This is a genomic window from Klebsiella sp. C283, from assembly GCF_048822555.1.
Taxonomy (GTDB): Bacteria; Pseudomonadota; Gammaproteobacteria; order Enterobacterales; family Enterobacteriaceae; genus Klebsiella; species Klebsiella quasipneumoniae.
Genome location: NZ_JBMEZS010000002.1, coordinates 372,968 through 396,719, shown reverse-complemented (window position 1 = coordinate 396,719; position 23,752 = coordinate 372,968). Strand labels below are relative to the sequence as shown.

The 23,752-nt window shown below is 59.5% G+C and carries 25 protein-coding genes; 17 read left to right on the top strand and 8 right to left on the bottom strand.

Going from position 1 to position 23,752, the window contains the following annotated elements:
• The first annotated feature begins 305 nt into the window (after nt 1-305).
• From ydcS to patD, 5 genes are read left to right on the top strand one after another with little or no spacing between them, the layout of a single operon-like run.
• Nucleotides 306-1,451 (top strand): putative ABC transporter substrate-binding protein YdcS, encoded by a 1,146-nt coding sequence (ydcS, locus tag ACOI7Z_RS04950; protein ID WP_023289895.1) that lies wholly within the window; start codon nt 306-308, stop codon nt 1,449-1,451.
• 16 nt (nt 1,452-1,467) lie between these two features.
• On the top strand, nt 1,468-2,481 hold the full coding sequence (locus ACOI7Z_RS04945) for an ABC transporter ATP-binding protein (protein WP_004202778.1): 1,014 nt from the start codon (nt 1,468-1,470) through the stop codon (nt 2,479-2,481).
• A gap of 1 nt (nt 2,482) precedes the next feature.
• The gene (locus ACOI7Z_RS04940; protein WP_004202776.1) at nt 2,483-3,412 is read left to right on the top strand and encodes an ABC transporter permease; all 930 of its coding nucleotides are present in this window, start codon (nt 2,483-2,485) and stop codon (nt 3,410-3,412) included.
• The gene (locus tag ACOI7Z_RS04935; protein ID WP_017900483.1) at nt 3,402-4,208 is read left to right on the top strand and encodes an ABC transporter permease; all 807 of its coding nucleotides are present in this window, start codon (nt 3,402-3,404) and stop codon (nt 4,206-4,208) included. The genes ACOI7Z_RS04940 and ACOI7Z_RS04935 overlap by 11 nt, the downstream gene beginning before the upstream one ends.
• 22 nt (nt 4,209-4,230) lie before the next feature.
• On the top strand, nt 4,231-5,658 hold the full coding sequence (patD, locus tag ACOI7Z_RS04930) for an aminobutyraldehyde dehydrogenase (RefSeq protein WP_087849254.1): 1,428 nt from the start codon (nt 4,231-4,233) through the stop codon (nt 5,656-5,658).
• A 341-nt stretch (nt 5,659-5,999) separates the two neighbouring features.
• Here patD and ACOI7Z_RS04925 read toward each other — a convergent pair whose 3' ends face one another.
• Nucleotides 6,000-6,122: a small membrane protein gene (locus tag ACOI7Z_RS04925; RefSeq protein ID WP_004175940.1), complete on the bottom strand. Its 123-nt coding sequence runs from the start codon at nt 6,120-6,122 to the stop codon at nt 6,000-6,002.
• A 487-nt stretch (nt 6,123-6,609) separates the two neighbouring features.
• Between ACOI7Z_RS04925 and ACOI7Z_RS04920 the strand changes: the two genes are divergently transcribed.
• Nucleotides 6,610-6,861, top strand: coding sequence for a hypothetical protein (locus ACOI7Z_RS04920; protein ID WP_032453085.1), 252 nt, complete (start codon nt 6,610-6,612; stop codon nt 6,859-6,861).
• 51 nt (nt 6,862-6,912) lie between these two features.
• On the opposite strand, the gene yncL is transcribed toward ACOI7Z_RS04920, so the two are convergent.
• Nucleotides 6,913-7,005, bottom strand: a complete 93-nt coding sequence (gene yncL, locus ACOI7Z_RS04915) for a stress response membrane protein YncL (RefSeq protein WP_002906891.1) — start codon at nt 7,003-7,005, stop codon at nt 6,913-6,915.
• 195 nt (nt 7,006-7,200) lie between these two features.
• On the opposite strand from yncL, the gene ACOI7Z_RS04910 reads away from it, so the two are divergent.
• Together ACOI7Z_RS04910 and ACOI7Z_RS04905 are read left to right on the top strand one after the other, a co-directional pair.
• A complete protein-coding gene (locus tag ACOI7Z_RS04910; protein WP_008804686.1) occupies nt 7,201-7,374 on the top strand; it encodes a GhoT/OrtT family toxin in 174 nt (57 codons plus the stop codon).
• A gap of 88 nt (nt 7,375-7,462) precedes the next feature.
• A complete protein-coding gene (locus tag ACOI7Z_RS04905) occupies nt 7,463-8,212 on the top strand; it encodes an alpha/beta fold hydrolase (RefSeq protein WP_087849253.1) in 750 nt (249 codons plus the stop codon).
• A gap of 13 nt (nt 8,213-8,225) precedes the next feature.
• On the opposite strand, the gene ACOI7Z_RS04900 is transcribed toward ACOI7Z_RS04905, so the two are convergent.
• The gene (locus ACOI7Z_RS04900) at nt 8,226-9,659 is read right to left on the bottom strand and encodes an aldehyde dehydrogenase (protein ID WP_087849252.1); all 1,434 of its coding nucleotides are present in this window, start codon (nt 9,657-9,659) and stop codon (nt 8,226-8,228) included.
• Nucleotides 9,660-9,928: 269 nt separating this feature from the next.
• Between ACOI7Z_RS04900 and ACOI7Z_RS04895 the strand changes: the two genes are divergently transcribed.
• Nucleotides 9,929-11,527, top strand: coding sequence for an ABC transporter substrate-binding protein (locus tag ACOI7Z_RS04895; RefSeq protein WP_023289890.1), 1,599 nt, complete (start codon nt 9,929-9,931; stop codon nt 11,525-11,527).
• A gap of 16 nt (nt 11,528-11,543) precedes the next feature.
• A complete protein-coding gene (locus ACOI7Z_RS04890) occupies nt 11,544-11,777 on the top strand; it encodes a YdcY family protein (RefSeq protein ID WP_023289889.1) in 234 nt (77 codons plus the stop codon).
• An 8-nt stretch (nt 11,778-11,785) separates the two neighbouring features.
• Here the strand turns inward: ACOI7Z_RS04890 and ACOI7Z_RS04885 are convergent, their stop codons facing one another.
• Nucleotides 11,786-12,235 carry a DMT family transporter gene (locus ACOI7Z_RS04885; protein ID WP_023289888.1) on the bottom strand — a complete coding sequence of 150 codons (450 nt, stop codon included), beginning with the start codon at nt 12,233-12,235 and terminating at the stop codon, nt 11,786-11,788.
• A complete protein-coding gene (locus ACOI7Z_RS04880) occupies nt 12,232-12,750 on the bottom strand; it encodes a GNAT family N-acetyltransferase (RefSeq protein WP_023289887.1) in 519 nt (172 codons plus the stop codon). The genes ACOI7Z_RS04885 and ACOI7Z_RS04880 overlap by 4 nt, the downstream gene beginning before the upstream one ends.
• 162 nt (nt 12,751-12,912) lie before the next feature.
• Here ACOI7Z_RS04880 and ACOI7Z_RS04875 point away from each other — a divergent pair, with 162 nt between their 5' ends.
• The gene (locus ACOI7Z_RS04875; protein WP_023289886.1) at nt 12,913-13,494 is read left to right on the top strand and encodes a helix-turn-helix domain-containing protein; all 582 of its coding nucleotides are present in this window, start codon (nt 12,913-12,915) and stop codon (nt 13,492-13,494) included.
• A gap of 65 nt (nt 13,495-13,559) precedes the next feature.
• Complete coding sequence (locus ACOI7Z_RS04870; protein ID WP_087849251.1) at nt 13,560-14,597, top strand: NADP-dependent oxidoreductase; 1,038 nt, start codon at nt 13,560-13,562, stop codon at nt 14,595-14,597.
• 62 nt (nt 14,598-14,659) lie between these two features.
• On the opposite strand, the gene rihA is transcribed toward ACOI7Z_RS04870, so the two are convergent.
• A complete protein-coding gene (gene rihA, locus ACOI7Z_RS04865; RefSeq protein ID WP_023289884.1) occupies nt 14,660-15,595 on the bottom strand; it encodes a pyrimidine-specific ribonucleoside hydrolase RihA in 936 nt (311 codons plus the stop codon).
• Between the two features lie 277 nt (nt 15,596-15,872).
• On the opposite strand from rihA, the gene ACOI7Z_RS04860 reads away from it, so the two are divergent.
• A complete protein-coding gene (locus tag ACOI7Z_RS04860; protein WP_020481014.1) occupies nt 15,873-16,172 on the top strand; it encodes a DUF406 domain-containing protein in 300 nt (99 codons plus the stop codon).
• A gap of 68 nt (nt 16,173-16,240) precedes the next feature.
• Here the strand turns inward: ACOI7Z_RS04860 and pqqU are convergent, their stop codons facing one another.
• Entirely contained in the window at nt 16,241-18,346 is a 2,106-nt protein-coding gene (pqqU, locus tag ACOI7Z_RS04855) for a TonB-dependent receptor PqqU (protein WP_023289883.1), read from the bottom strand.
• Nucleotides 18,347-18,603: 257 nt separating this feature from the next.
• Here pqqU and ACOI7Z_RS04850 point away from each other — a divergent pair, with 257 nt between their 5' ends.
• Complete coding sequence (locus ACOI7Z_RS04850) at nt 18,604-19,665, top strand: YncE family protein (protein ID WP_087849250.1); 1,062 nt, start codon at nt 18,604-18,606, stop codon at nt 19,663-19,665.
• A gap of 147 nt (nt 19,666-19,812) precedes the next feature.
• Nucleotides 19,813-20,034, top strand: coding sequence for a YgdI/YgdR family lipoprotein (locus tag ACOI7Z_RS04845; protein ID WP_002906779.1), 222 nt, complete (start codon nt 19,813-19,815; stop codon nt 20,032-20,034).
• Nucleotides 20,035-20,084: 50 nt separating this feature from the next.
• Here ACOI7Z_RS04845 and ansP read toward each other — a convergent pair whose 3' ends face one another.
• Nucleotides 20,085-21,539 (bottom strand): L-asparagine permease, encoded by a 1,455-nt coding sequence (ansP, locus tag ACOI7Z_RS04840; protein ID WP_087849249.1) that lies wholly within the window; start codon nt 21,537-21,539, stop codon nt 20,085-20,087.
• A gap of 593 nt (nt 21,540-22,132) precedes the next feature.
• Here ansP and dapF point away from each other — a divergent pair.
• Together dapF and ACOI7Z_RS04830 are read left to right on the top strand one after the other, a co-directional pair.
• Nucleotides 22,133-22,999, top strand: coding sequence for a diaminopimelate epimerase (gene dapF / locus ACOI7Z_RS04835; protein WP_087849248.1), 867 nt, complete (start codon nt 22,133-22,135; stop codon nt 22,997-22,999).
• A gap of 126 nt (nt 23,000-23,125) precedes the next feature.
• Nucleotides 23,126-23,677: a (d)CMP kinase gene (locus tag ACOI7Z_RS04830; protein ID WP_044523492.1), complete on the top strand. Its 552-nt coding sequence runs from the start codon at nt 23,126-23,128 to the stop codon at nt 23,675-23,677.
• Nucleotides 23,678-23,752: the final 75 nt, after the last annotated feature.

The window sequence follows — 23,752 nt, the reverse complement described above, 5'->3', positions numbered from 1 at the left end:
TCGCTTTGGCTATTTTTCGCCGCGATAAACAATCGCTAAAAATAAACGAAGATGGATTTTTATCGAGGCCGGTCATTATTTTACCGGCGCTCACCATAGGAAATACGCATACCCCTCCTTTTTCTCTAACTCGTTGTCTATAATCCATAAAGTCAGTCTTGTGTTGGCGATTTTTGCGTAATGCGTCCCGGGTCACAACCTGAATAAATTCCCCCGAGGGCGTTAATCCGCTGACTACCCTTATTTCAGGAGATATTTTTACGGCACGGCTGCCGCTAATTCCCTTGTGACAGGAGTAACACCTGATGAGCAAAAAATTGGCCCGTTGCAGCCTTTATGTGCTGGGGATGGCCTGCCTGACCGTCCAGGCGGCTGAGCCACTCACCTCGCTGGATAAACCGGAAGGGCGGCTGGATATTATTGCCTGGCCGGGGTATATCGAACGCGGTCAGACCGACAAGCAGTACGACTGGGTCAGCCAGTTTGAAAAGGAGACCGGCTGTCAGGTTAATGTGAAAACTGCCGCCACCTCTGACGAAATGGTTAGCCTGATGGCCAAGGGCGGCTACGATCTGGTGACTGCCTCGGGCGATGCTTCGCTGCGTCTGATCATGGGCAAACGCGTTCAACCGATTAACACAGCGCTAATTGCCGGGTGGCACACTCTCGACCCGCGCATTGCGCAAGGGGCATGGTTTAACGTCGGGGGCAAAGTTTACGGCACGCCGTATCAGTGGGGACCGAATCTGCTGATGTACAACACCCGCGTATTCCCGACGCCGCCGGACAGCTGGAGCGTGGTCTTCGTGAAGCAGGATCTTCCGGATGGCAAAACCAATCAGGGGCGGGTGCAGGCCTATGATGGCCCGATCTATATCGCCGACGCTGCGCTGTTTGTCAAAGCCACCCAACCGCAGCTGGGGATCGAAGATCCCTATCAACTGACCGAAACCCAGTACAACGCGGTGCTGAAGGTGCTGCGTGACCAGCAACCACTGATCCACCGTTACTGGCATGACGCCACCGTGCAGATGAACGACTTCAAAAACGAAGGGGTGGCCGCCTCCAGCTCGTGGCCCTATCAGGCCAACGGCCTGAAGGCGGAAGGCCAGCCTGTCGCTACCGTATTTCCGAAGGAGGGGGTGACCGGCTGGGCGGATACCACCATGCTGCACAGCGAGGCGAAGCACCCGGTCTGCGCTTATAAATGGATGAACTGGTCGCTCACGCCGAAGGTGCAGGGCGATGTAGCGGCCTGGTTCGGCTCGCTGCCGGTGGTGCCTGAGGGCTGTAAAGCCAGCGCGCTGCTCGGAGAGAAGGGCTGTGAGACCAACGGCTATGACCAGTTTGCCCGCATCCACTTCTGGAAAACGCCGGTTGCCGAGGGGGGGAAATACGTTCCCTACAGCCGCTGGACGCAGGACTACATTGCGATAATGGGCGGCCGCTAAGGATCGGAGGCAAACAATGACGTACGCGGTCGAGTTTCAGAATGTATCGCGCCTGTATGGCGATGTGCGGGCGGTGGACGGGGTCAGCATTGGTATCCGCGACGGCGAGTTTTTCTCCATGCTGGGACCTTCGGGCTCGGGGAAAACCACCTGCCTGCGGCTGATTGCCGGTTTTGAGCAGCTCTCCGGCGGCACCATCCGGATCTTCGGTCAGCCGGCCAGCGAGCTGCCGCCCTGGCAGCGGGACGTCAATACCGTGTTCCAGGACTATGCGCTGTTTCCCCATATGTCGATCCTCGACAATGTCGCTTACGGCCTGATGGTCAAAGGCGTGGCGAAGAAAGCGCGCCATGCCCGCGCCCAGGAGGCGCTGGAGAAGGTGGCCCTCGGTTTTGCGCACCATCGCAAGCCCTCCCAGCTCTCTGGCGGTCAGCGGCAGCGGGTCGCCATCGCCCGGGCGCTGGTGAACCAGCCGCGGGTGCTGCTGCTCGACGAGCCGCTGGGCGCCCTGGATTTAAAGCTGCGCGAGCAGATGCAGGTGGAGCTGAAAAAGCTGCAGCAGTCGCTGGGGATCACCTTCATCTTCGTCACCCACGACCAGAGCGAAGCGCTGTCGATGTCCGATCGCGTGGCGGTGTTTAACAACGGGCGCATTGAGCAGGTGGATGCCCCGCAGGATCTTTATCTGCATCCGAAGACTGCCTTTGTCGCCGGTTTTGTCGGCACCGCCAACGTCTTTGAGGCCGAGGCGGCCCGGCGGCTATGCGGCCTGGCGGGCTGCTGGTCGCTGCGCCCGGAACATGTTCGCCTGCAGGGCGGCGGCGAAGTGCAGGTGCAGGGCGTGGTGCAGGCGGTACAGTATCAGGGGGCGGCAACGCGGATCGAGCTCCGGCTGGCGGATGGCGACAAGCTGCTGGTCAGCCAGGCCAATATCGACGGCGCGGCGGCGGCGAGCGTTCCTCGAACCGGGCAAACGGTGCAGGCGTCATGGTCGCGGGCGGCGATGACCCCGCTGGAAAGCGGAGGCTGAGATGACCATGGCGATTGTTCCTGCGCAGGCCGGACGCGTATCGGGGATCTTCTGGCGCCGGCCGGCGCTGGGCCTGTTTTTGCTGCTGCTTGGGCCGTTGATGTGGTTTGGCATCGTCTATCTGGGCTCGCTGCTGACCCTGCTGTGGCAGAGTATCTACACTTTTGACGACTTCACCATGTCGGTGACCAGCGACTTCACGCTGGCCAATCTGCAGGCGCTGTTCAACCCTGCCAACTACGACATTATCGTTCGCACCCTGGTCATGGCGCTGTGCGTGACGCTGGCCAGTGCCCTGCTGGCGCTGCCGATGGCCTGGTATATGGCGCGCTACACCAGCGGCAAAATGAAGGCCTTCTTTTATATCGCGGTCATGCTGCCGATGTGGGCCAGCTATATCGTCAAAGCCTACGCGTGGGTGCTGCTGTTGGCCAAAGATGGCGTGGCGCAGTGGTTTCTCGGCCATCTCGGGCTGGAAGGGGCGCTGAACGCTCTGCTGACCGTCCCGGCGGTGGGCGGCAACACCTTATCCACCTCCGGACTCGGACGCTTCCTGGTCTTCGTCTACATCTGGCTGCCTTTTATGATCCTGCCGGTGCAGGCGGCGCTGGAGCGTATCCCTGGCTCTTTGCTGCAGGCCTCGGCCGATCTTGGCGCCGCCCCGCGGCAGACCTTCCGCTACGTGGTCCTGCCGCTGGCTATTCCCGGGATTGCCGCCGGGTCGATCTTCACCTTTTCGCTCACGCTGGGCGATTTTATCGTGCCGCAGCTGGTCGGCCCGCCGGGGTACTTTATCGGCAATATGGTTTACTCGCAGCAGGGGGCGATCGGCAATATGCCGATGGCGGCGGCGTTTACCCTCGTGCCGATCGTGCTGATTGCCCTTTATCTGGCGTTCGTGAAACGTCTGGGAGCCTTCGATGCACTCTGAACGCGCACCCTGGTATCTGAAACTGGCGACATGGGGCGGGGTGGTCTTTCTCCACTTTCCGCTGCTGATCATCGCCATCTATGCTTTTAATACGGAAGATGCCGCCTTCAGTTTTCCGCCGCAGGGGCTGACGCTGCGCTGGTTCAGCGAGGCGGCAGGGCGCAGCGATATTCTGGAGGCAGTGACGTTGTCACTTAAAATTGCCGCCCTGTCGACGGCCATTGCCTTAGTGCTTGGCACGCTTGCTGCAGGAGCCCTGTGGCGGAGCACCTTTTTTGGTAAGAACGCGGTGTCGCTACTGCTGCTGCTGCCCATCGCCTTGCCGGGGATTATTACCGGCCTGGCGCTCCTGACCGCCTTTAAAGCTGTCGGCCTTGAGCCTGGGCTGCTGACCATCGTGGTGGGGCACGCGACCTTCTGCGTGGTGGTGGTGTTTAACAACGTCATCGCCCGCTTCCGCCGGACCTCCTGGAGCCTGGTGGAGGCCTCGATGGATTTGGGGGCGACCGGCTGGCAGACCTTTCGCTACGTTGTGCTGCCCAATCTGGGATCGGCGCTGCTGGCGGGCGGGATGCTGGCATTCGCCCTGTCATTTGATGAAATCATCGTCACGACTTTTACCGCGGGGCATGAGCGAACTTTGCCGCTGTGGTTACTGAATCAGCTGGGGCGGCCGCGAGATGTGCCCGTCACCAACGTTGTCGCGCTGTTGGTGATGCTGGTAACAACGATACCAATCTTAGGGGCCTGGTGGCTCACCCGCGACGGCGATAACGTCGCCGGAAACGGGAAATAAAACCATGAAACAGGATAATGCTATGCAACACAACCTCTTGATAAACGGTAAGTTAGTGGCAGGTGAAGGCGAGAAGGTGCCGGTATACAACCCTGCGACCGGCGATGTGATCCTGGAGATTGCCGAAGCGACAGCGGCCCAGGTGGATGCCGCCGTTGACGCGGCGGATCGGGCGTTCGACGCCTGGAGCCAGACGACGCCGAAAACGCGCGCGGAATGTATGCTGAAGCTGGCGGATGCCATCGCGGCGCAGGCGGAGACCCTGGCGCAGCTGGAGTCGCTGAACTGCGGCAAGCCGCTGCACTGCGTGCTTAACGATGAGATGCCGGCCATTGCGGACGTTTTCCGCTTCTTCGCCGGCGCCGCCCGCTGCCTGCCGGGAATGGCGGCCGGAGAGTATCTGGAAGGGCATACCTCGATGATCCGTCGCGACCCGGTGGGCGTGGTGGCCTCCATCGCGCCGTGGAACTATCCCCTGATGATGGCGGCCTGGAAGCTGGGCCCGGCGCTGGCGGCAGGCAACTGCGTGGTGCTAAAACCCTCCGAGATCACCCCGCTGACGGCGCTGAAGCTGGCTGAGCTGGCAAAAGATATTTTCCCGGAAGGGGTGGTCAACGTACTGTTCGGCCGTGGCAAAACGGTGGGCGATCCGCTGACCGCCCACGCGAAGGTGCGAATGGTTTCCCTGACCGGGTCGATTGCCACCGGCGCGCATATCATCGGCCATACCGCCTCGTCGATTAAACGTACCCATATGGAGCTGGGCGGTAAGGCGCCGGTCATCGTCTTTGACGACGCGGATATCGATGCGGTGGTGGATGGCGTTCGGACCTTCGGGTTTTATAACGCCGGCCAGGACTGTACGGCCGCTTGCCGGATCTACGCCCAACAGGGTATTTATGAGCAGCTGGTGGAGAAGCTCGGGGCGGCGGTGGCCAGCCTGAAAATGGGGGCGCCGGAGGATGCCGCCACCGAGCTGGGACCGCTGAGCTCGCTGGCCCATCTTGAGCGCGTTAGCGCCGCGGTGGAAGCCGCCAAGGCGCTACAGCATATTAAAGTGGTGACCGGCGGCAATCGGGCGGACGGCGCGGGCTATTATTTCCAGCCGACGCTGCTCGCCGGCGCCCGGCAGGAAGACGCCATCGTGCAGCGCGAAGTGTTTGGCCCGGTGGTCAGCGTGACGCCTTTCAGCGATGAAGCGCAGGCCCTGAGCTGGGCAAATGACTCCCAGTATGGTCTGGCCTCTTCGGTGTGGACGAAAGATGTTGGCCGCGCCCACCGGCTCAGCGCCAGGCTGCAGTACGGCTGCACCTGGGTCAATACCCACTTTATGCTGGTGAGTGAAATGCCGCATGGCGGCCAGAAGCTGTCGGGCTATGGGAAAGACATGTCGATGTACGGCCTTGAGGATTACACCGTGGTCCGCCATGTGATGGTTAAACATGGCTAACGGATTGACCCATAAGCGGCAACGAATGATTACGCAATGGGTGTGTTAGTTCGCTAATAGTCACGATGGCAAAAATGGTTAAAACTCGCGGCGGGGAATGTGAGATTATTCTGATACCCCTTCAAGAGCTAAGCCATCGTGAGTGCCGGAGATAAGCGCCGGATGGGGTTCGCCAGTCACCCTGGGCGCGTCGCGCCCGGCGGGTGAGGCGGCAACGTCGCGGTTTGCGACCCAATACCGGCCCCTGCCTGATGGCAGGGGCTTTTTTTATGTCCGCACTAAGCCAGGAAGAGGAGTATGCCAGCGATGCTGGCGCAGGAAGGAAATCGCGTTAACCGTGTTCAGCGCTTGGTTTTTTTGCTCGGCAAGCTGGCGCTGCGACGGTCCCGTATATAGGAAATAAGATTATACACCGCCGCGACCAGCAGGATCAGCGCGATGACCAGGGTGATGATTCCGGACATATCCACCTCGAAATAGAAAAGCGCACAGCGCTAAAAACATTACCAATAGTTATGAATGTAAGTATTCTCTGAAGAGAAGGCAAATGATATTTGTTGTCATTTAGCGCTATTGGGGGCCCTCGCCAGCGAGGCCTGACATGAAAAGGTTAAGTTACAACGGCTTGTAGCCGCCTTTTATCTTATTAAGATCCAGCGCCTGCGCGGTATATCGCATTTTCGGCCAACGCGCGATAATCTTTTGGTTTGGGATTGGCGAAATATTATCTTTATCAGACGAATCAGATTGCGCTGAACAGAAACTATTTCACGACGATAAATAAGGCTTTTATATTTACGGTTAACGGGTAATATTTATTCGCAATATTTAATAACCGGCGCGTCAATCCGCCATACGCGCCAGCGCGGTGGCGCACGCTCCCGGGTTTGACTTTCCGCCGCCGCTCATGCGATCATTTCACGCATATTCGGTTTTAACGTTGATGTCGCTGTGAAAATTTTTGCTTTTATTCTGCTGGCTGTCGGCACCGTGGCGCTGAGCTATGGTAACGCGCCAGCAAAACGTATTCAGGGCTGTGAGAGCGCGGGAGTGGGGCAGGCCGTTTGCGCCGCCGCCGAATGGGATAGTGAGAAAGTGAATGTTTTGCCTCATTATAACCCTGCGCTAAACAAGGTTATTTTCGCAGGCCACTCAGCCCGTATTGTTTATGACCCTAATATAGGCGCGAGCCTCCGCACGTAAAAAAGCAGCCCAGAGGGCTGCTTTTTTAGGTTTCGTTGCTGAGTAAAATGATTAAAACCAGCCAAATCTCACTGACAGCAGGCTGATAAGCGCGAACGCGGCGCAGACATTAATCATAACGACGGTCTTGCTGGAGACATCCATAACGCCACCTTAATGAGTAAGTCCCTAAAGGTATAGTACGGCGGGCGCGGTTGCGCTATCGGATTAAGACGAATCGGGCTTTGTTCTGAATATTCAGCCCGATTCTGAATTTGTTATACAGGTATCTCTGAATCACGACGTCATGGCAGATAATTATCCCACCATGGAACGCTCCTCAGGGAAGGAAAACGAAGAATGACGTTATATCAAAAAATGTTGGTGTTTTACGCCATTATGGGCGTGATCTGCGCCGTAATTAGCTGGTTTTTAACCAAAGAGAGCCGGGTGATCCGCCTGCTGGCGGCCCTGTTGATCGGCGCCACCTGGCCGTTCAGCTTCCCGATGGCGCTACTCGTCTCGCTGTTTTAACGCTCCGGCGGCGGACGACAGAAAAGGGTGGCGGTAAGGATAAGGTTACTGTATAAAAACACAGTAACCTTATCATGGAGGCAAACAGGTGAACGGTTTCTTTTCGTCCGTCGCAGGCGCCACATTGCGCTGGCTCGATCTTCCGGGAGAGGGGCTTCCGCTGGTGTTTATCCACGGCCTCGGCTGCGCGTCATCTTACGACTACCCCCGCGTCGCCAGCGCCCCCGCACTCAACGGGCGGCGCAAAATACTTATCGATCTACCGGGCTTCGGCTACAGCGATAAACCGCACGACTTTAGTTACAACATACATAACCAGGCGCAAGCAGTGGAGCAAGTCCTCGACCACCTGCGCCTGCAGCGCTTCGCGCTGTACGGGCATAGCATGGGGGGAAGCATTGCCATCGAAGCGGCAGGGTTGCTGGCGGAGCGGGTGACCACGCTGCTGGTTTCTGAACCCAACCTGTTCGCCGGAGGCGGCGAGTACAGCAGGCGCATAGCGGCGCAGTCAGAGGCCGCCTTTATCGCCGAAGGTTACGCCAGGATGCTGGCGGAAGAGCGCTCGCCCTGGGCCGGCTGTTTGCAAAACAGCGCCCCCTGGGCCGTTTGGCGAGCCGCCAGCAGCCTGATACATGGCAGCAATACCCCCTGGTTTACCCAGCTCTGCCAGCTGCGCTGTCAGAAGATACTGATCGTCGGCGAGCAGTCGCTCCCTTATGCGGATATCGAACGGGTAGAGGCGCAAGGGATCCCGGTCGGGATTGTGCCCCACGCGGGGCACTCAATGGCGTGGGAAAACCCGGAAGGGCTGGCGCAGCTCATCGCCAGCCACGGCTAAGGGGGAGTCGGCGTCAGAATGGCAGTTCGCGAGGCTGGGTCTGGAGCGTTATCCAGCGCAGCTCGGTAAATTCCGCAATCCCGGCCCGACCGCCGAACCGGCCATAGCCGGAGGCTTTGCAGCCGCCAAACGGCATTTGCGCTTCATCATGAACGGTTGGGCCATTGATATGGCAAATGCCGGTTTGCAGACGTTGCGCCAGGTTCCACGCTCTGGCGCTGTCGCGGCTGTAGACCGCAGCGGAAAGGCTATAGTCGCTGTCGTTGGCTACCGCCAGCGCCTCTTCGTCGTTATTAACGCGAATAATCGCTTTTACCGGGCCGAAGGACTCTTCGTTCCACAGCCGCATCTCGCGGGTGACGCCGTCCAGCAAGGTAGGCGCCATGTGGGTATCGCTGGCTTTGCCGCCGGTCAGCAGGCGGGCGCCTTTGGCTAAGGCATCGTCGATTAACGCGTTGCAGCGGGTGACGGTGTTCATGTCGACCACCGGGCCGGTCAGGCTGGCGGGGAGAGAAGCGGCGCGCCTGGTCAGCAGAGGGATAAAGCGCTCCGCCACGGCGTTGTCGACAATAATGCGCTCGGTGGACATGCAGATCTGTCCGGCGTTGGCGAAGGCGCCAAAAATGGCGCCCGCCGCCGCCTGCTCAATGTCGGCATCGTCGAGGACCAGCAGCGGCGCTTTGCCACCGAGCTCCAGCACCGCCGGTTTCAGATACTGCCCGCAGGTGCGGGCGATAATCCGCCCCACCGGTGTGGAGCCGGTAAAGTTGACGCGCCGCACCGCCGGATGGGCGATCAGCGACTCCACCAGCGCCGGCGCGTCTTGAGGCGCGCAGGTGAGATAGTTCACCACGCCCGGCGGGAAGCCCGCCGCGTCGAGGGCGTCGATAATCAATCCTTGTGTAGCCGGGGAGAGCTCAGCGCCCTTGAGGATCACCGTGTTGCCGCAGGCCAGCGGCGTCGCCAGCGCCCGGGTGGCAAGGATCAGCGGCGCGTTCCACGGCGCCATGCCCAGCACCACGCCGGCACCCTGGCGGACCCCCATCGCCAGATTGCCCGGCACGTTGGATGGAATGATCTGCCCTTCGATCTGGGTGGTCAGCGCCGCCGCTTCGCGCAGGATATCGGCCGCCAGATGGACGTTAAATCCCGCCCAGTGCGCGGTGGCGCCGGTCTCCGCCGCTATGGCGGCGATAAATTTAGCTTCCCGCAGCAGCATATGTTCCGCCGCGTCGAGCAGTAAGCGTCGCCGTTCCGCCGGGGATGTATCGCGCCACTGCGGGAAGGCGCTGGCCGCGGCCTCGACGCAGCGTTTACCGTCGGCGAGGCTGGCGGCAGCGGCAACCGAGGCGACGTCGTCGTGGGCAGGGTGGCGCCGGGTAAAGGTCCGACCGTCTTCGGCATCGTGCCACTGGCCGTCAAGGTACAGATTGCAGGTGATTGTCATGGGGGTAACCTCTTGTTCTGCGGTTCCTCCAGTGTACCGGTCTCGGCTGGCGGCGAGCGTGAGCGGGGCGGTTATCGCACATTTTTTTGCCGGAATTGTGCGTAGCTCACAACATCCCAACCGTACCTGGCGCAAAAAGCAGCGCGACGCCGATTAAACCAGCAAATTCAGCGCGATTGGCATAAGGTGATAGCCATTGATTATTTGCCGGGGGCCAGGGGCTGTGCTGTTATTACGGTTCTTATAATCAATAATCAGGACTTATAACCATGTCTACAGGGAAAACCACGCTGGCGCTGCTGCTGAGCGCTCTGCTGCCGGCCAGCGCCGCATGGGCCGCGGGCAATGACACGCTGGTCTATTGCTCAGAGGCCTCCCCGGAGTCCTTCAACCCGCAGATCGCCAGCTCCGGCCCGTCGTTCGTCGCCAGCTCGCAGGTGCTGTATAACCGTCTGGTCACCTTTGACCCGGTGAAGAACACGCCGATCCCGTCGCTGGCCACCGAGTGGCATGTCTCTGAAGATGGCAAAACCTGGACCTTCACGCTGCGTCAGGGGGTGAAGTTCAACAGCAATAAATTCTTCAAACCGACCCGCGATTTTAACGCCGACGACGTCCTGTTTTCGGTACTGCGCCAGATGGATCCTCAGCATCCTTATCACAAGGTGTCGCAGGGGAACTATGAATACTTCCACGATGTGGGCCTCGATAAGCTGATTAAGTCGGTGAAAAAGGTCGATGACTATCACGTCCAGTTTGTGCTCAATCAGCCGAACGCGGCGTTTCTTGCCGACTGGGGAATGGACTTCGCCTCTATTCTGTCGGCGGAATATGGCGAGGCGATGCTGAAGAAAGGAACGCCAGAAAATGTCGATAACTGGCCTGTCGGCACCGGACCCTATGCTCTGCAGCAGTACAAAGTGGATTCGCAAATCCGCTATATCGCCAATCCCCACTACTGGGAAGGCGAGGTGCCGACGAAGCACCTGATCTTCTCCATCACGCCGAACGTCGAGACCCGATTGGCTAAACTGCAGACTAACGAGTGCCAGATTATTCCGGCGCCTTCCCCGGTACAGTTCCCGGTGATCAAGGGCAATAACGATCTGACGCTGCACGCCGTCGAGGCGCTGAACGTCGGCTATCTGGCGTTCAACACCGAGAAAAAACCGTTTGATAATGTGCTGGTGCGCCAGGCGTTAAACTACGCTACCGACAAACAGGCCATCGTCAGGGCGGTGTTCCTCGATTCCGGTACGGTGGCGAAGTCGCCAATCCCATCCACCATGCTCGGGTATAAAAAAGACCTCCCGGACTACGACTACGATCCGCAGAAAGCGAAGGCGCTGCTCAAACAGGCGGGTCTGGAGCAAGGGGCGGAAGTGACCCTGTGGTCGATGCCGGTTCAGCGGCCCTACAACCCAAACTCAAAACGCATTGCTGAAATGATCCAAAACGACTGGGCGAAAGTCGGGGTGAAAGCGAAGATCGTCAGCTATGAGTGGGGCGAATACCTGGCCGGCATGCGTAAAGGCGAACACGACAGCGCCCTGTACGGCTGGATGTCAGACAATGGCGACCCGGACAACTTTGCCGGCACGCTGCTCAGCTGTGATAATATCCAGACCGGCTCGAATGCCGCCCGCTGGTGCGATAAGTCGTATGACGCGCTGGTGAAGAAAGCCCTGCTGGTGAGCGATCCGCAGGCGCGCGCCAAACTCTACGAACAGGCGCAAGAGATCTTTTACCAGCAGGCGCCGTGGATCACCCTGGCGACCGGCAAGACCTTCTATGCCACCCGCAGCAACGTCAGCGGCTACACTGTGAGCATGATGGGGAGCGATTTTTCCAAAGCGAAGCTGAATTAAGTGAAAGGAGAACAGAATGGCACATCTGGATGAGGTCATCGTTAAAGTCGATGACATTCTTGCCGAGGGCGTTATCGCGCATATGAATGAGCTGCTGATCGCCCTGAGCGATGACGCGCAGCTCAGTCGTGAGGAACGCTATACTCAGCAGCAGCGCCTGCGCACCGCCATCGCTCACCATGGGCGACAGCATCAGGAAGAGCAGGACGCGCGCCGCGAGCAGTTGACCAAAGGCGGCGCGATCCTCTGAACAGGCGCTCAGAACTGGCGTCTGGCCACCAGCCAGGCGCCCACCACCAGCATGACCGCGCCGCATAATGGCCCGATCAGCGCCCGCAGCGGTACGCCGTGGGCGCGAATTAAATCCATGATCAACCCGCCGACCAGCTGGCTGGCCACCAGTACCGCGATGGTGGTGGCTGCGCCCACGGTCTGATAGCCGCTGATGCTGGCGAAGACGAAAAAGGATCCCAGCATGCCGGGGATCAGCGTCCACCACTTCACGTTCAGGGCCAGCTCATGAAAGCCGGCGACGCCCTGGCGCAGCAGCAACAAGGTCACGAAAATAACGATACCGACCAGCGAATTGAGCAGCATGGCGATGAGGATCGTCGACACCGACTGGGTGATGCGCACCATCAGGGTGTTCTGCACCACCAGGCCTACGCCGGCGGCCACCAGAAAGGCGAGGGTAAGCGACCCATTCATGCCTGGCCGTCCGGGTCCTGGCGCGCATCAAGCTGTAGCTGCATAAAGGTCAGATCCAGCCAGCGACCAAATTTGGTTCCCACCTGCGGCATCTGCCCGGTGGTGATAAAGCCCAGCGTTTCATGCAGGTGCAGCGAGGCGTGGTTCTGCGATTCGATCCCGGCGACCATCACATGTTTATTCAGCCGACGCGCTTCGGCGATCAAGGCGACCAGAAGTTTGCGGCCCAGGCCTTTCCCCTGGTGCTCGGGGTGAACGTACACCGAATGCTCCACGGTGTGGCGAAAGCCGTCAAACGCGCGCCAGTCGCCAAAGGAGGAATAACCGGTGATGACGCCGTTTTCCTCGCTCACCAGCACCGGAAAGCCTGCCAGCTGGCGGGCTTCAAACCATGCGATGCGGTTGTCGGTATCCACGGTTTTGTCATTCCAGATAGCGGCGGTATGCACGACGGCGTGGTTATAGATCTCGGCGATCGCCGCGCAATCGTCTTTAATGGCAGGGCGGATGGACATAGCAAACCTCAGTTTTCCGTACACTATAGTAGTACGATATTATTACAATAATGAACGCCACGCTGTCATCCGTTTTCAGCAAATTTTTTCCTGATGGGCCAGGGGTTATGCGGCCCGACGGGCGGTTGTGTAATGCCTGCGCGCACACTATAGTGTTACGTTATGAACACTATAGAAGACAACCTCAATCAGCGTATCAGCGCGCGCATCCGCATCGAGCGCGAATCCCGTGGCTGGTCGCTGAACGACCTGGCCGAACGGGCCGGCGCCTCGCGGGCGATGATCCATAAAATCGAGCGCGGCGAAAGCAGCCCGACGGCGTCGATGCTGGGCCGCCTTTCCGGCGCCTTCGGCATCAGTATGTCGACCCTGATCGCCAGGGCGGAAATGCAGGAAGGCAAGCTGCTGCGTTTTGCCAGCCAGCCGGTATGGCACGACCCGCAAAGCCACTATCTCCGCCGCCACGTTTCGCCGCGCAGCGATCTGCCCATTGACCTGGTGCAGATCGAGCTGCCGCCCGGCAGCGATGTGCCGATGCCGGCTTCGTCCTATGCGCTGGCCCGCCAGCTGATCTGGCTGCAGCGGGGCGAGCTGGTTTTCCTGGAAGGGAATACCCGCCACGAGATGCAGACCGGGGACTGTCTGGAGCTCGGCCCACCGAACGACTGCCGCTTTATCAATGAATCCGCAGAGACCTGCGTCTATCTGGTGGTGCGCCTTAATCAATCGCCATCCGGCTCGTAATGATAAAGCGCATTGCGCATAAAGCAGCTAGCCTCAGTACTGTCTGCTAACAAGAGGAGTTTGCTATGTCAGAACAACCGCAACGCCATCGCCGCTGGGTACTGGCTTCCCGTCCCCATGGTGAACCGACGGCAGAGCATTTCCGCCTGGAAGAGCGCGAGGTGCCCACCCCGGGGCCGGGTCAGGTTCTGCTGCGTACCGTTTATTTATCGCTGGATCCCTATATGCGCGGGCGGATGAGCGACGCGCCGTCCTATTCACCGCCGGTGGCCATCGGCGCGGTGATGGTGGGCGGGACCGTGAGTCGCGTCGTGACCTCGCAGCATGATGATTTTCAACCCGGCGACTGGGTGCTGGGCTACAGCGGCTGGCAGGATTTTGAGCTTTCCGACGGCAGCGGCCTGGTGAAGCTGGGGGACAACCCGCAGCACCCGTCCTGGTCGCTGGGGGTGCTGGGGATGCCGGGCTTCACCGCCTACATGGGATTACTGGACATTGGCCAGCCGAAGCCGGGTGACACGCTGGTGGTCGCTGCGGCCACCGGGCCGGTGGGCGCTACGGTCGGACAGATCGGCAAAATTAAGGGCTGCCGTACCGTCGGCGTCGCCGGCGGCGCGGAGAAATGTCGCTATGCGGTTGACACCTTAGGCTTTGATGTCTGCCTTGACCATCGCGCGGCGGACTTTGCCGAACAGCTGGCCCAGGCCTGCCCGCAGGGCATTGACGTCTACTACGAAAACGTCGGCGGCAAGGTTTTTGACGCGGTGCTGCCGCTGCTCAACACCGCGGCGCGGGTTCCGGTCTGCGGGCTGGTGAGCGGCTATAACGCCACCGGTCTGCCGGACGGGCCGGACCGTCTGCCGCTGCTGATGGCGACCATCCTCAAGAAACGCATTCGGATGCAGGGCTTTATTATCGGCCAGGATTATGGGCATCGGATCGCGGAATTCCAGCAGCAGATGGGGCGCTGGGTGCAGGAGGGTAAAATTAAATATCGCGAACAGCTGATCGACGGTCTGGAGCAGGCGCCGCAGGCGCTGATCGGCCTGTTGAAAGGTGAAAACTTTGGTAAGGTGGTGATCCGCGTGTCGGCGGACGACTAATACGCCGGGTATAGCCTGAACGCGCCTCTCTCCCGGCCGGGAAGAGAGGCGCTGCATGAATATCAGGCGTAAAAGGCTAACCGCTGGGCGAGCAGATCGACAAAGGCTTCGCGGTCCACATCCAGCATCAGGGTGGTATTGGGCGGATTGCCGGTCAGATGGTAGTAATCGACCACCGTCATCCCCTGGGTATATTTGCCTTCCGTTTCCACGCCGACCCAGCGCTCGATAGTGGTAAAGAGCTCCGGCTTGAGGAGCCAGGCGATGGTGCAGGGGTCGTGGAGCGGCGCGCCGTCGAAGCCCCACTTTTCGTCCTTGTGGTAGGCCATAAAGAAGTCGAGCAGTTCGGCGACGATGGTTGATACCGGATTGCCAATCTGGCGGAATCGCTCAATATCCGCAGGAAGGATCTGCGCCCGGTGGGTGACATCCAGGCCCGCCATCACCACCGGGATCCCCGACTGAAAGACCATCTCCGCCGCCTGCGGATCGACGTAGATATTAAACTCCGCCGCCGGCTGCCAGTTGCCCAGCCCCATAGCGCCCCCCATGATCACGATGCGGGCGATCTTCGCGTGCAGCTCAGGATGGCTGGCGAGCAGCAACGCCACGTTCGTCTGCGGCCCGGTGGCCACCAGCGTCACCGGCTCCTGACTTTCGCGCAGCACCCTGGCCATCAGCTCGACGGCGGTGCAGTTTTGCGGCGCAAAGGCCGGCTCCGGCAGGTTCGGGCCATCCAGTCCGCTTTCCCCGTGCACATTATCGGCAATGATCAGATCGCGCATTAACGGCTTCCACGCGCCGCCGGCGACCGGAATATCCGCGCGGTTCAGCAGGGTCAGCATACGCAGCACGTTGCGCAGGGTCTTCTCCGGGGTCTGGTTGCCTGCGGAGGCGGTGACGGCTTTCACTTCCAGCTCCGGCGAGGCGAGGGCGAGGACCAGGGCGATCGCGTCATCATGTCCCGGATCGCAATCAATCATTATCGGCAGTGCCATAGCAGCTCCTTGTTGGCGTTGTTCTGTGACCAGACTAACGCTGAGGCGCGAGGCAGACGAGAAAGTGTGCAGAATAGTGTGATGGCTGGCACGGTTGCAGGGGTAATCGCGCGGTGAGTCGCGGCGGTCCTGCATCATCATGCCTCGCCTTGCGGTGGCGCAAGCTAGCGTCCGGCGCGGCGCGATAGAATAAAAATCGCTAATCCTTACGGATATTAATGGTTTGCTTTTCGGCGAGCGGATTCTTATCCTTAAGAAAACTCAAGAGGTTATGACGATGAAAGATGTAGTAGATAAATGCAGCACCAAAGGCTGCGCCATTGATGTCGGGACAATTATTGATAACGAGGACTGCGTCTACCGGGCTGAGAAATTATTCCCGAGCCGCGAGGAAGCGGAGTCAACCGTAGCCGCCGTTCGCGAGCGTGCCGCCGCAGCGGCGCCGGCCAGTGAACCACCGCAGGTTGACTACACGCTCGCCGCCGCCGGCGACGAGGTGAAACTCGATCTGTCCATCGCCTTCTCCTGCCAGGCGGAAAAGATCATTTTCGAATTGTCCCTGAGAAACCTGCTTTAATCAGCGCCCCGGGCGCCAGCGCCTGAGGGTAACGGCTTCGCCCGCCGGTCCGCGGGCGAAGCCGGGCGTTACTCGAAGCGCCAGGCGAGGTTCAGCCCGATACCGTAGTTGCGTCCCGGCGCGGGCTCGTAGTAGCGTCCGTTGGACTCGTTAACGATGACGGACCCGACGTATTCGCGGTCGAACAGGTTGTCGACCCGGCCGAACAGATCCATATCCATCCTGCCATAGCTCCACTTATAGCCGGTCGTCAGGCCGACCACCGTCCAGGAAGGGGCTTTGGCGGTGTTTTCGTCGTTCGCCATGATGTCGCTCATGTAGCGAATATCGCTCCCGGCGTACCAGCCCTGCTCCGGCTGATAGCCGAAGGAGGCGTAACCCATATTGCGCGCGATCCCCGGAATACGGTTGCCGTTGCAGCTGGCGTCGCCGCAGACGTTGGTGCGATAGGTCGCGTCAAGCCAGGTCCAGGCCGCCTTCAGGCGCCAGCTCTCGCCAAACTGCTGATCCAGTCCCAGTTCCATCCCCTGACGACGGGTCTTGCCGGCGTTTTTATAGCTGGTGCGCCCGCCGCTGCTGCTGTCGACCACGATCTCATTATCGGTATCGGTCTGGAACAGGGCGGCGGTGAGCAACCCATTGCCAATCCGCGTCTTGCTGCCGATCTCCACCGTGTCGTTGGTGGAGGGCTTCAGGCCGAAATTGAGACCGCTCTGGTTATCGGCGCGGTATGACAGCTCGTTAATGGTCGGCGTCTCGAAGCCGCGGCCAGCGGAGAGGTAAACGTTCCAGGCGTCGGTCAGGGCATACTTCAGCGAGCCTGCGGGCAGCCATTTGTGATAGCTGGCATCGCCGCTGTCGTCGCCATTGCCTGGGGTGATGTAGTAATCATTCGAGTCGAACCATACCGAGCTGTAGCGCACCCCGGCATCGAGCGAAAGTTTGTCGGTGAGCTGCCACTGGGTTTGCAGGTAAGGGTCGACGTTCCACATCAGGTTACGTTCGTTACGGCGTAGCGCGCCCTGTTCGCCATACTGCGGCGCGCCGTTGACCATCACAAAGTTTTCATAGCCCTTGCGGCGCTCGCTCATGTTCTCGTAGTCAAGACCGGCGGTCAGGGTGACCGGCACCAGCAGCTCGCCGCGATGGGTCAGCCGGGTATCGATCCCCTGGTAGTGGCGGGTGAGGTCGATCACCCCGCCGGCATGGCTCGGCTTCAGCTGCGGCGCGCGCGGGATCGACTGGTACTGGGTGGTTTCGCGTTCCCCGGCGTACATCATGACGCTGAGATCGTCCTGGTCGCTCAGCTGGCGCTCGTAGCGCAGGCCAGCCTGGGTCTGCCGGGTATCCTTGCGGGTATTATACTGGTCGCCGCGCGGCGACTGGCGCGGGTTATCGCGCCATTCATCGGCGGTTAAGCCGCCGGCGTCATTGGCTTTGATATCAACGCTGTTCAGCAGCAGCGTCAGCTTACTGACGTCGTTGATGCGCACCCCCAGCCGGGCGTTGGCCAGATTTTTGCGCGCGCCGCTGTGATCGCGATAACCATGGGTGGTGAAGCGGTTAGTCGACACCGTGTAATCCACATCGCCTGCGTGGCTGCCGTCGCCAACGGCGCCGGTGGCTTTCATCCCGTAGTGCCAGGTGCCGAAGCTGCCATAGTAACTGCTGGCTTCCACGGTGGGCGGCTGGGTGCCGGTCTGGCTGGTGACATTGATCACCCCGCCGGACGAGTTACCGTAGAGGGCAGAGAAGGGGCCGCGCAGCACCTCGAGGGTGTCGACGCTACCGATATCGATATTGGAGGTCTGCCCCTGGCCGTCGGGCATGGTCGCCGGGATGCCGTCCACATAGATGCGCAGCCCGCGCACGCCGTAGGTAGAGCGGGAGCCAAAGCCGCGAATCGACAGCTGCAGATCCTGGGCATAGTTTTGCCGGTTCTGCACCTGCAGGCCCGGCACGGCGCCCAGCGATTCAGAGAGGTTGACGCGCGGCGCGGCCTGGCGCATCTCATCCCCATTGACCACGCTGACGGCGGCGGGGGTATCCAGTTCAGAAACAGTGGTTGGCGCAGCGGTCACCACCATGGTTTGTTCATCGGCGGCCTGGGCGGCGGCGATGAGCGGCAGCAGCAGGGCCGGCAGGGCCGCGTGTCGCACGGATAGGATTTTCATCGATAGTACTCGGGAGACGAACCAAATGGAACATATGTATATATGTTACCCCGTTTGTAAAATATTTGAAAATTATTAACTGCCGTTAGTTAACGGATAGTGCTTCAGGCTGACGAATTTACCGGGCAACAACAATTAGCGCTCCACTTTGAGATGATTAATGATTACTATTCGCATTCAAAATAAGGCAGAGCCATGACTTTGCCGCCGGAAGCGATGTCGGGTCAGCACATACAGGTTTATCAAAGGGAGTCGTCATGTCATTACGTCAGTTTGCCGCGCCGCGTCTGCGCCATTCACTGTTATTCACTTCTCTGCTGCTGGCAGGCAGCTTTAGCGCCCACGCCGCGGAAGAGATGCTGCGCAAGGCCGTCGGGAAAGGGGCCTACGAAATGGCCTACAGCCAGCAGGAGAACGCGCTGTGGGTCGCCACTTCGCAAAGTCGTTCGCTGGACAAAGGGGGGATTGTTTATCGTCTTGACCCCACCACCCTCGACGTGACGCAGATTATTCACAACGATCTGAAGCCGTTTGGCGCCGCTATCAACCATGCCACCGGTACGCTGTGGTTTGGTAATACCGTCGACAGCACCGTCACCGCCATTGACGCCAAAACCGGCGCTGTGAAGGGGCGACTGGTGCTGGACGAGCGTCAGCGCAGTGAAACCGTGCGCCCGCTGCAGCCGCGCGAGCTGGCGGTCAATGAGCAGACCAACACTATCTACATTACCGGTCTGGGCAAAGAGAGCGTGATTTGGGTGGTGGATGGCGCTACCCTGAAGCTGAAAACGACGATTACCGGCACCGGGGCGATGGCCACCGGCCTGGCGATAGATCCGCAGGCGAAACGCCTTTATACCACCAATGCCGACGGCGAACTGCTGACCATCGACAGCGAGAGCAACACCATTGTGTCGCGCAAAAAATTGCTGGATGACGGCAAGGCGCATTTCTACCTTAACCTGAGCCTCGATACCGCCGGTCACCGCGCCTTTATTACCGACAGCAAGCAGCCGGAAGTGCTGGTGGTCGATACCCGCGACGGCAAAGTGCTGGAGAAAATCACCGCGCCGGAATCGCTGGCGGTGCTGTTTAACCCCACCCGCAATGAAGCCTATGTGACGCACCGTAAGGCGGGGGAAGTGAGCGTTATCGACGGCAAGAGCTATAAGGTGGTGAAGACCTTTAAAACGCCGATCCATCCCAACAGCCTGGCGCTCTCTGATGACGGCAAAACGCTGTACGTCAGCGTGAAACAAGCATCCAGCCGTGAGAAAGAGGCCACGGCGCCGGACGACGTGATCCGCATCGCCCTGTAAGGTCCCGGGCGCGACGACCATCGCTACCGGTGGTTGCGCCCGGCATCTCACCCTCTGTTACAAACGCGTATTGGCCTGATAAACCTGAAGGTTATACACTTAACGCTTTCCCGCCTCGCGCGGGCAGTGGTAATCAGTGGAGATAAAATGAAAAAACCATTCATGGTGATTTGCGCCGGCGCGATGCTGGCGCTGCTGGCCGGCTGTTCGTCCAACTACGTTATGACCACCAAAAGCGGTCAGACGATCGTCACCCACGGCAAGCCGCAGCTGGATAAAGAAACGGGGATGACCAGCTATATCGATGAGTCTGGTAATAAGCGGGAAATTAACAGCAGCGACGTGTCGCAGCTGGTTGAGGATAACTAAGTCCTGACCTCCCGGTTTGCCCGCGATGGACAAACCGGGAGTCCTGCCATTTACTGCTTGAGCGTCGGCGCTGTGCTGTGAATCGCATGCACGCGCTTACGCACGCCAAACCAGCCCGCCACCAGCAGCACCGCCAGTAATGGAATTGAGCCAATGGTATAGGTGCCGTTCGGATAATCGAAGGCCATCAGCACCAGCACACTGAACAGGAACAGCAGCGTCAGCCAGGAGGTGAATGGCGCCCCCGGCATTCTGAAGCTCACCTTCGCCGCTTTTCCTTCCTTGATCGCTTTGCGCAGACGCATCTGACACACCACGATAAAGCCCCAGGAAGCAATGATCCCCAGCGACGCGACGTTCAGCACGATCTCAAACACCTGCGACGGCACCAGATAGTTGAGGAACACCCCCACCACATACACCGCCAGCGTCGCCAGGATCCCGGCGTAAGGGACGTGGTGACGGCTCATTTTCGACATAAACTTCGGCGCGGAGCCCCCCATCGACATGGAACGCAGGATACGTCCGGTGCTGTAGAGGCCGGAGTTGAGGCTGGAGAGGGCGGCGGTTAACACTACGATGTTCATCACGCTGCCGATATACGGTACGCCCAGTTTGGAGAAGAAGGTGACGAACGGGCTCTGTCCCGCCTGGTAGGCGTTCCACGGCAGCAGCAGCACCAGCAGCACCACCGATCCGACGTAGAACAGGCCGATACGCCAGATCACGCTGTTGATGGCCTTCGGCACCATCGTCTCCGGATCCTTACACTCACCGGCCGCGGTGCCCACCAGCTCAATGGAGGCGAAGGCGAAGACCACGCCCTGCACCAGCACCAGCGCCGGCAGAAGGCCGTGCGGGAAGAAGCCGCCGTTATCGGTGATCAGGTGGAAGCCGGTGGCATTACCGTCCAGCGGCTTACCGGAGCCGAGGAAAATGGTGCCGACCACGAGAAACGCGACGATCGCCAGCACTTTGACCAGCGCGAACCAGAACTCCATCTCGGCGAACCACTTCACGCCGATCATGTTCATGGTGCCGACGATGGCCAGCGCGCCGAGGGCGAAGACCCACTGCGGCACATCGCCAAACGCGCCCCAGTAGTGCATATACAGCGCCACGGCGGTGATATCGACGATCCCGGTCATTGCCCAGTTAACGAAGTACATCCAGCCGGCCACGTAGGCGGCCTTTTCGCCGAGGAATTCCCTGGCATAGGAGACGAAGCTGCCGCTCGAGGGGCGGTGGAGAACCAGTTCGCCGAGGGCGCGAAGAATAAAGAAAGAGAAGATGCCGCAGACCAGATAGACCAGTGCGAGCGCTGGCCCTGCCATTTGTAAACGTGCCCCGGCGCCGAGGAACAAACCGGTACCGATGGCGCCGCCGATGGCGATCATCTGTACCTGACGGTTGCCCATCGCTTTGTGATAACCCGCTTCATGTGAGTTGAGCCAGTGGCGTTTTGCAGCATGGTGCTCCGCTGCAGTGTCGTGTTTCGTATTCATTGATGTATCAGTTTCCTGTCAATGCCCATGTTTGCAGCCGGCGTGGAGGACGGCTGGCACATTATGCTGGCTTTCTCATCATTCTGACGTAGGAGATAAGCTCAGACATGGCGCTGAATCCTACACGTAACCTAATAGTTACGCACCTAAAACATTTACCGATAGCATTTGACAGATTTATCAATGAGATCAGCGTCGCAGAGTTTCCCGCAACAGAATGAAAGCGCTGGTATGCTGGCGTCGACTGGGGTAAGCGCGAGGTTGTCAGGGGACGGCGGAGGCGCAGTTCGCTGCTTTTGCATCCGTTGGCCACGGGCGATGGCCACCTGCTCGCCGGGTCGCAGCCGGGCGTTTAACCGGTCATCCACGACCATTTTTTAGCCATTATCATCAGTGATTTTGATGTTAATATCCGGTTATTCCAGCATAAATGGCTTCAGCGTTGGTCACGGCGCCGCGCAGGCGGAGGAAGCGTGATGCCTGCAGGGGAGCAGAATGAACAGAGCGGTTAACCCTTATTGTTTAATTCATTCTGCCGGGGCAGGTATTGTAAGATGGAAAAACATACCCGTAGCGCCAGGCGACCCCACACAATGAACCCCTTGCACTTTCATAAATATCACGGACTGGGTAATGATTACCTGGTATGCCATCGCGCCGTTGCCGACCAGCTGAGCAACGAGCATATTCGAATTCTGTGCCATCGCCACTATGGCGTCGGTTCTGATGGTCTCCTGATCGACAGCGGCGATCGAACCCACCCCACGCTGCGTATTATCAATCCGGACGGCTCCGAGGCGGAGAAAAGCGGGAATGGGCTACGGATCTATGCGCGCTATCTGTTTGATATCGGTCGTGTCGGGCATGAGCCCTTTTTAGTGCACACGGCGGGCGGAGACGTCTATTGCACCGTGGAGCGTGATTTTCATCAGATTAGCGTCGACATGGGGCGGGCGAATTTCAATCCGGCGGCGTTACCCGCCCTGGTGAATTTGCCCGAGGCGGTGAATTATCCCTTGCCGCTGGCGGATGAAACCCTGTCCGTCGTGCTGGTCTCTATGGGCAATCCCCACTGCGTTGTCCTCGTGGATAAGCTCGATCTGGAACAGGTTCATCGCTTAGGACCGCAAATTGAACATCATCCCTTGTTCCCCAAACGCTGCAATGTGCAGTTCGTGGAAGTTGTCGATCGCCATACGCTGAAGATTGGTATCTGGGAGCGGGGCGCCGGGTTTACGATGGCCTCCGGGAGCAGCAGCTGCGCGGCGGCCAGCGCCATGCGCCGGTTAGGGAAGGTGGACGATCGGGTGGAGGTCAACATGCCAGGCGGCCAGCTGCGCATCACCTTCGGCGCGGATTTTCAGGTCTGTATGCGAGGCCCGGTACATAAGATCGCCAGCCTGACGCTGGATAACGACTGCTTTGTCGGCGGCGGCGCTATCTCCACTGGCGCGGCATGACAGGTGGAGCGATCAGCCGGAAATTTTTTGCCTTTCGCTTGCTGTCGTAAGCGGCTGTACATACTGCCTTTTCCCATCCGGGCAAAGGCGGCAAACAACGGAAATGGCTACCAGGGAGAAACAGAGATGAACATCAATGTGGTCGGCACCAGCGGCTCAGGCAAATCCACCCTGGCTCGTCGCCTGGCGCACAGGCTGGGGCTGCCGTGCATCGAACTGGATCGCCTGTACTGGCGGCCGAACTGGCAGGGCGCGCCGGATGAGGCGTTTTTCGCCGCCATTGCCGCCGCGACGGCCACCCCGGGCTGGGTATTGGATGGCAACTACAATCGCAGCCGCGGGGTCAAATGGCGCGAGGTGGATCTGGTGATCTGGCTGGATTATGGCCTCTGGCGCACGCTGCGCCAGGCGGTGTGGCGGGCCGCGAGCCGGGCGTGGCGCCGTCAGGAGCTGTGGCCGGGCACCGGCAACCGCGAGAGTTTCCGCCGTTCGTTCTGCAGCCGGGAATCCATCATCCTCTGGACGCTGAAAACCTGGCGGCAGAATCGCCGACGCTATCTGGCCGATATGCAGGATCCGCAATATCGTCATATTCGCTTCGTCCGGCTGCGCAGTCCGCGGCAGGCCGAGGCGCTGCTCCGCGAGCTGGAAGCGCAGCGGTCAGGCGGGCATATCTAATTTTCAGCAGTACACATGTGAATTAATTGTTTCTCAATAGTTAGCAGAGATTTTAATAATGCAGGCACGTACTTT

Excerpts from the sequence above, each read along its gene's own strand:
- ACOI7Z_RS04845 (WP_002906779.1), top strand. The coding sequence starts at position 19,813 with ATGAAAAAACCATTCATGGTGATTTGCGCCGGCGCGATGCTGGCGCTG.
- ansP (WP_087849249.1), bottom strand. The coding sequence starts at position 21,539 with ATGAATACGAAACACGACACTGCAGCGGAGCACCATGCTGCAAAACGC.
- ACOI7Z_RS04900 (WP_087849252.1), bottom strand. The coding sequence starts at position 9,659 with ATGACAATCACCTGCAATCTGTACCTTGACGGCCAGTGGCACGATGCC.
- ACOI7Z_RS04935 (WP_017900483.1), top strand. The coding sequence starts at position 3,402 with ATGCACTCTGAACGCGCACCCTGGTATCTGAAACTGGCGACATGGGGC.
- ACOI7Z_RS04870 (WP_087849251.1), top strand. The coding sequence starts at position 13,560 with ATGTCAGAACAACCGCAACGCCATCGCCGCTGGGTACTGGCTTCCCGT.
- ACOI7Z_RS04945 (WP_004202778.1), top strand. The coding sequence starts at position 1,468 with ATGACGTACGCGGTCGAGTTTCAGAATGTATCGCGCCTGTATGGCGAT.
- ACOI7Z_RS04890 (WP_023289889.1), top strand. The coding sequence starts at position 11,544 with ATGGCACATCTGGATGAGGTCATCGTTAAAGTCGATGACATTCTTGCC.
- ACOI7Z_RS04910 (WP_008804686.1), top strand. The coding sequence starts at position 7,201 with ATGACGTTATATCAAAAAATGTTGGTGTTTTACGCCATTATGGGCGTG.
- ACOI7Z_RS04850 (WP_087849250.1), top strand. The coding sequence starts at position 18,604 with ATGTCATTACGTCAGTTTGCCGCGCCGCGTCTGCGCCATTCACTGTTA.
- ydcS (WP_023289895.1), top strand. The coding sequence starts at position 306 with ATGAGCAAAAAATTGGCCCGTTGCAGCCTTTATGTGCTGGGGATGGCC.
- pqqU (WP_023289883.1), bottom strand. The coding sequence starts at position 18,346 with ATGAAAATCCTATCCGTGCGACACGCGGCCCTGCCGGCCCTGCTGCTG.
- dapF (WP_087849248.1), top strand. The coding sequence starts at position 22,133 with ATGAACCCCTTGCACTTTCATAAATATCACGGACTGGGTAATGATTAC.
- ACOI7Z_RS04875 (WP_023289886.1), top strand. The coding sequence starts at position 12,913 with ATGAACACTATAGAAGACAACCTCAATCAGCGTATCAGCGCGCGCATC.
- ACOI7Z_RS04830 (WP_044523492.1), top strand. The coding sequence starts at position 23,126 with ATGAACATCAATGTGGTCGGCACCAGCGGCTCAGGCAAATCCACCCTG.
- ACOI7Z_RS04880 (WP_023289887.1), bottom strand. The coding sequence starts at position 12,750 with ATGTCCATCCGCCCTGCCATTAAAGACGATTGCGCGGCGATCGCCGAG.
- yncL (WP_002906891.1), bottom strand. The coding sequence starts at position 7,005 with ATGGATGTCTCCAGCAAGACCGTCGTTATGATTAATGTCTGCGCCGCG.
- ACOI7Z_RS04895 (WP_023289890.1), top strand. The coding sequence starts at position 9,929 with ATGTCTACAGGGAAAACCACGCTGGCGCTGCTGCTGAGCGCTCTGCTG.
- ACOI7Z_RS04885 (WP_023289888.1), bottom strand. The coding sequence starts at position 12,235 with ATGAATGGGTCGCTTACCCTCGCCTTTCTGGTGGCCGCCGGCGTAGGC.
- rihA (WP_023289884.1), bottom strand. The coding sequence starts at position 15,595 with ATGGCACTGCCGATAATGATTGATTGCGATCCGGGACATGATGACGCG.
- ACOI7Z_RS04860 (WP_020481014.1), top strand. The coding sequence starts at position 15,873 with ATGAAAGATGTAGTAGATAAATGCAGCACCAAAGGCTGCGCCATTGAT.
- ACOI7Z_RS04940 (WP_004202776.1), top strand. The coding sequence starts at position 2,483 with ATGACCATGGCGATTGTTCCTGCGCAGGCCGGACGCGTATCGGGGATC.
- patD (WP_087849254.1), top strand. The coding sequence starts at position 4,231 with ATGCAACACAACCTCTTGATAAACGGTAAGTTAGTGGCAGGTGAAGGC.
- ACOI7Z_RS04925 (WP_004175940.1), bottom strand. The coding sequence starts at position 6,122 with ATGTCCGGAATCATCACCCTGGTCATCGCGCTGATCCTGCTGGTCGCG.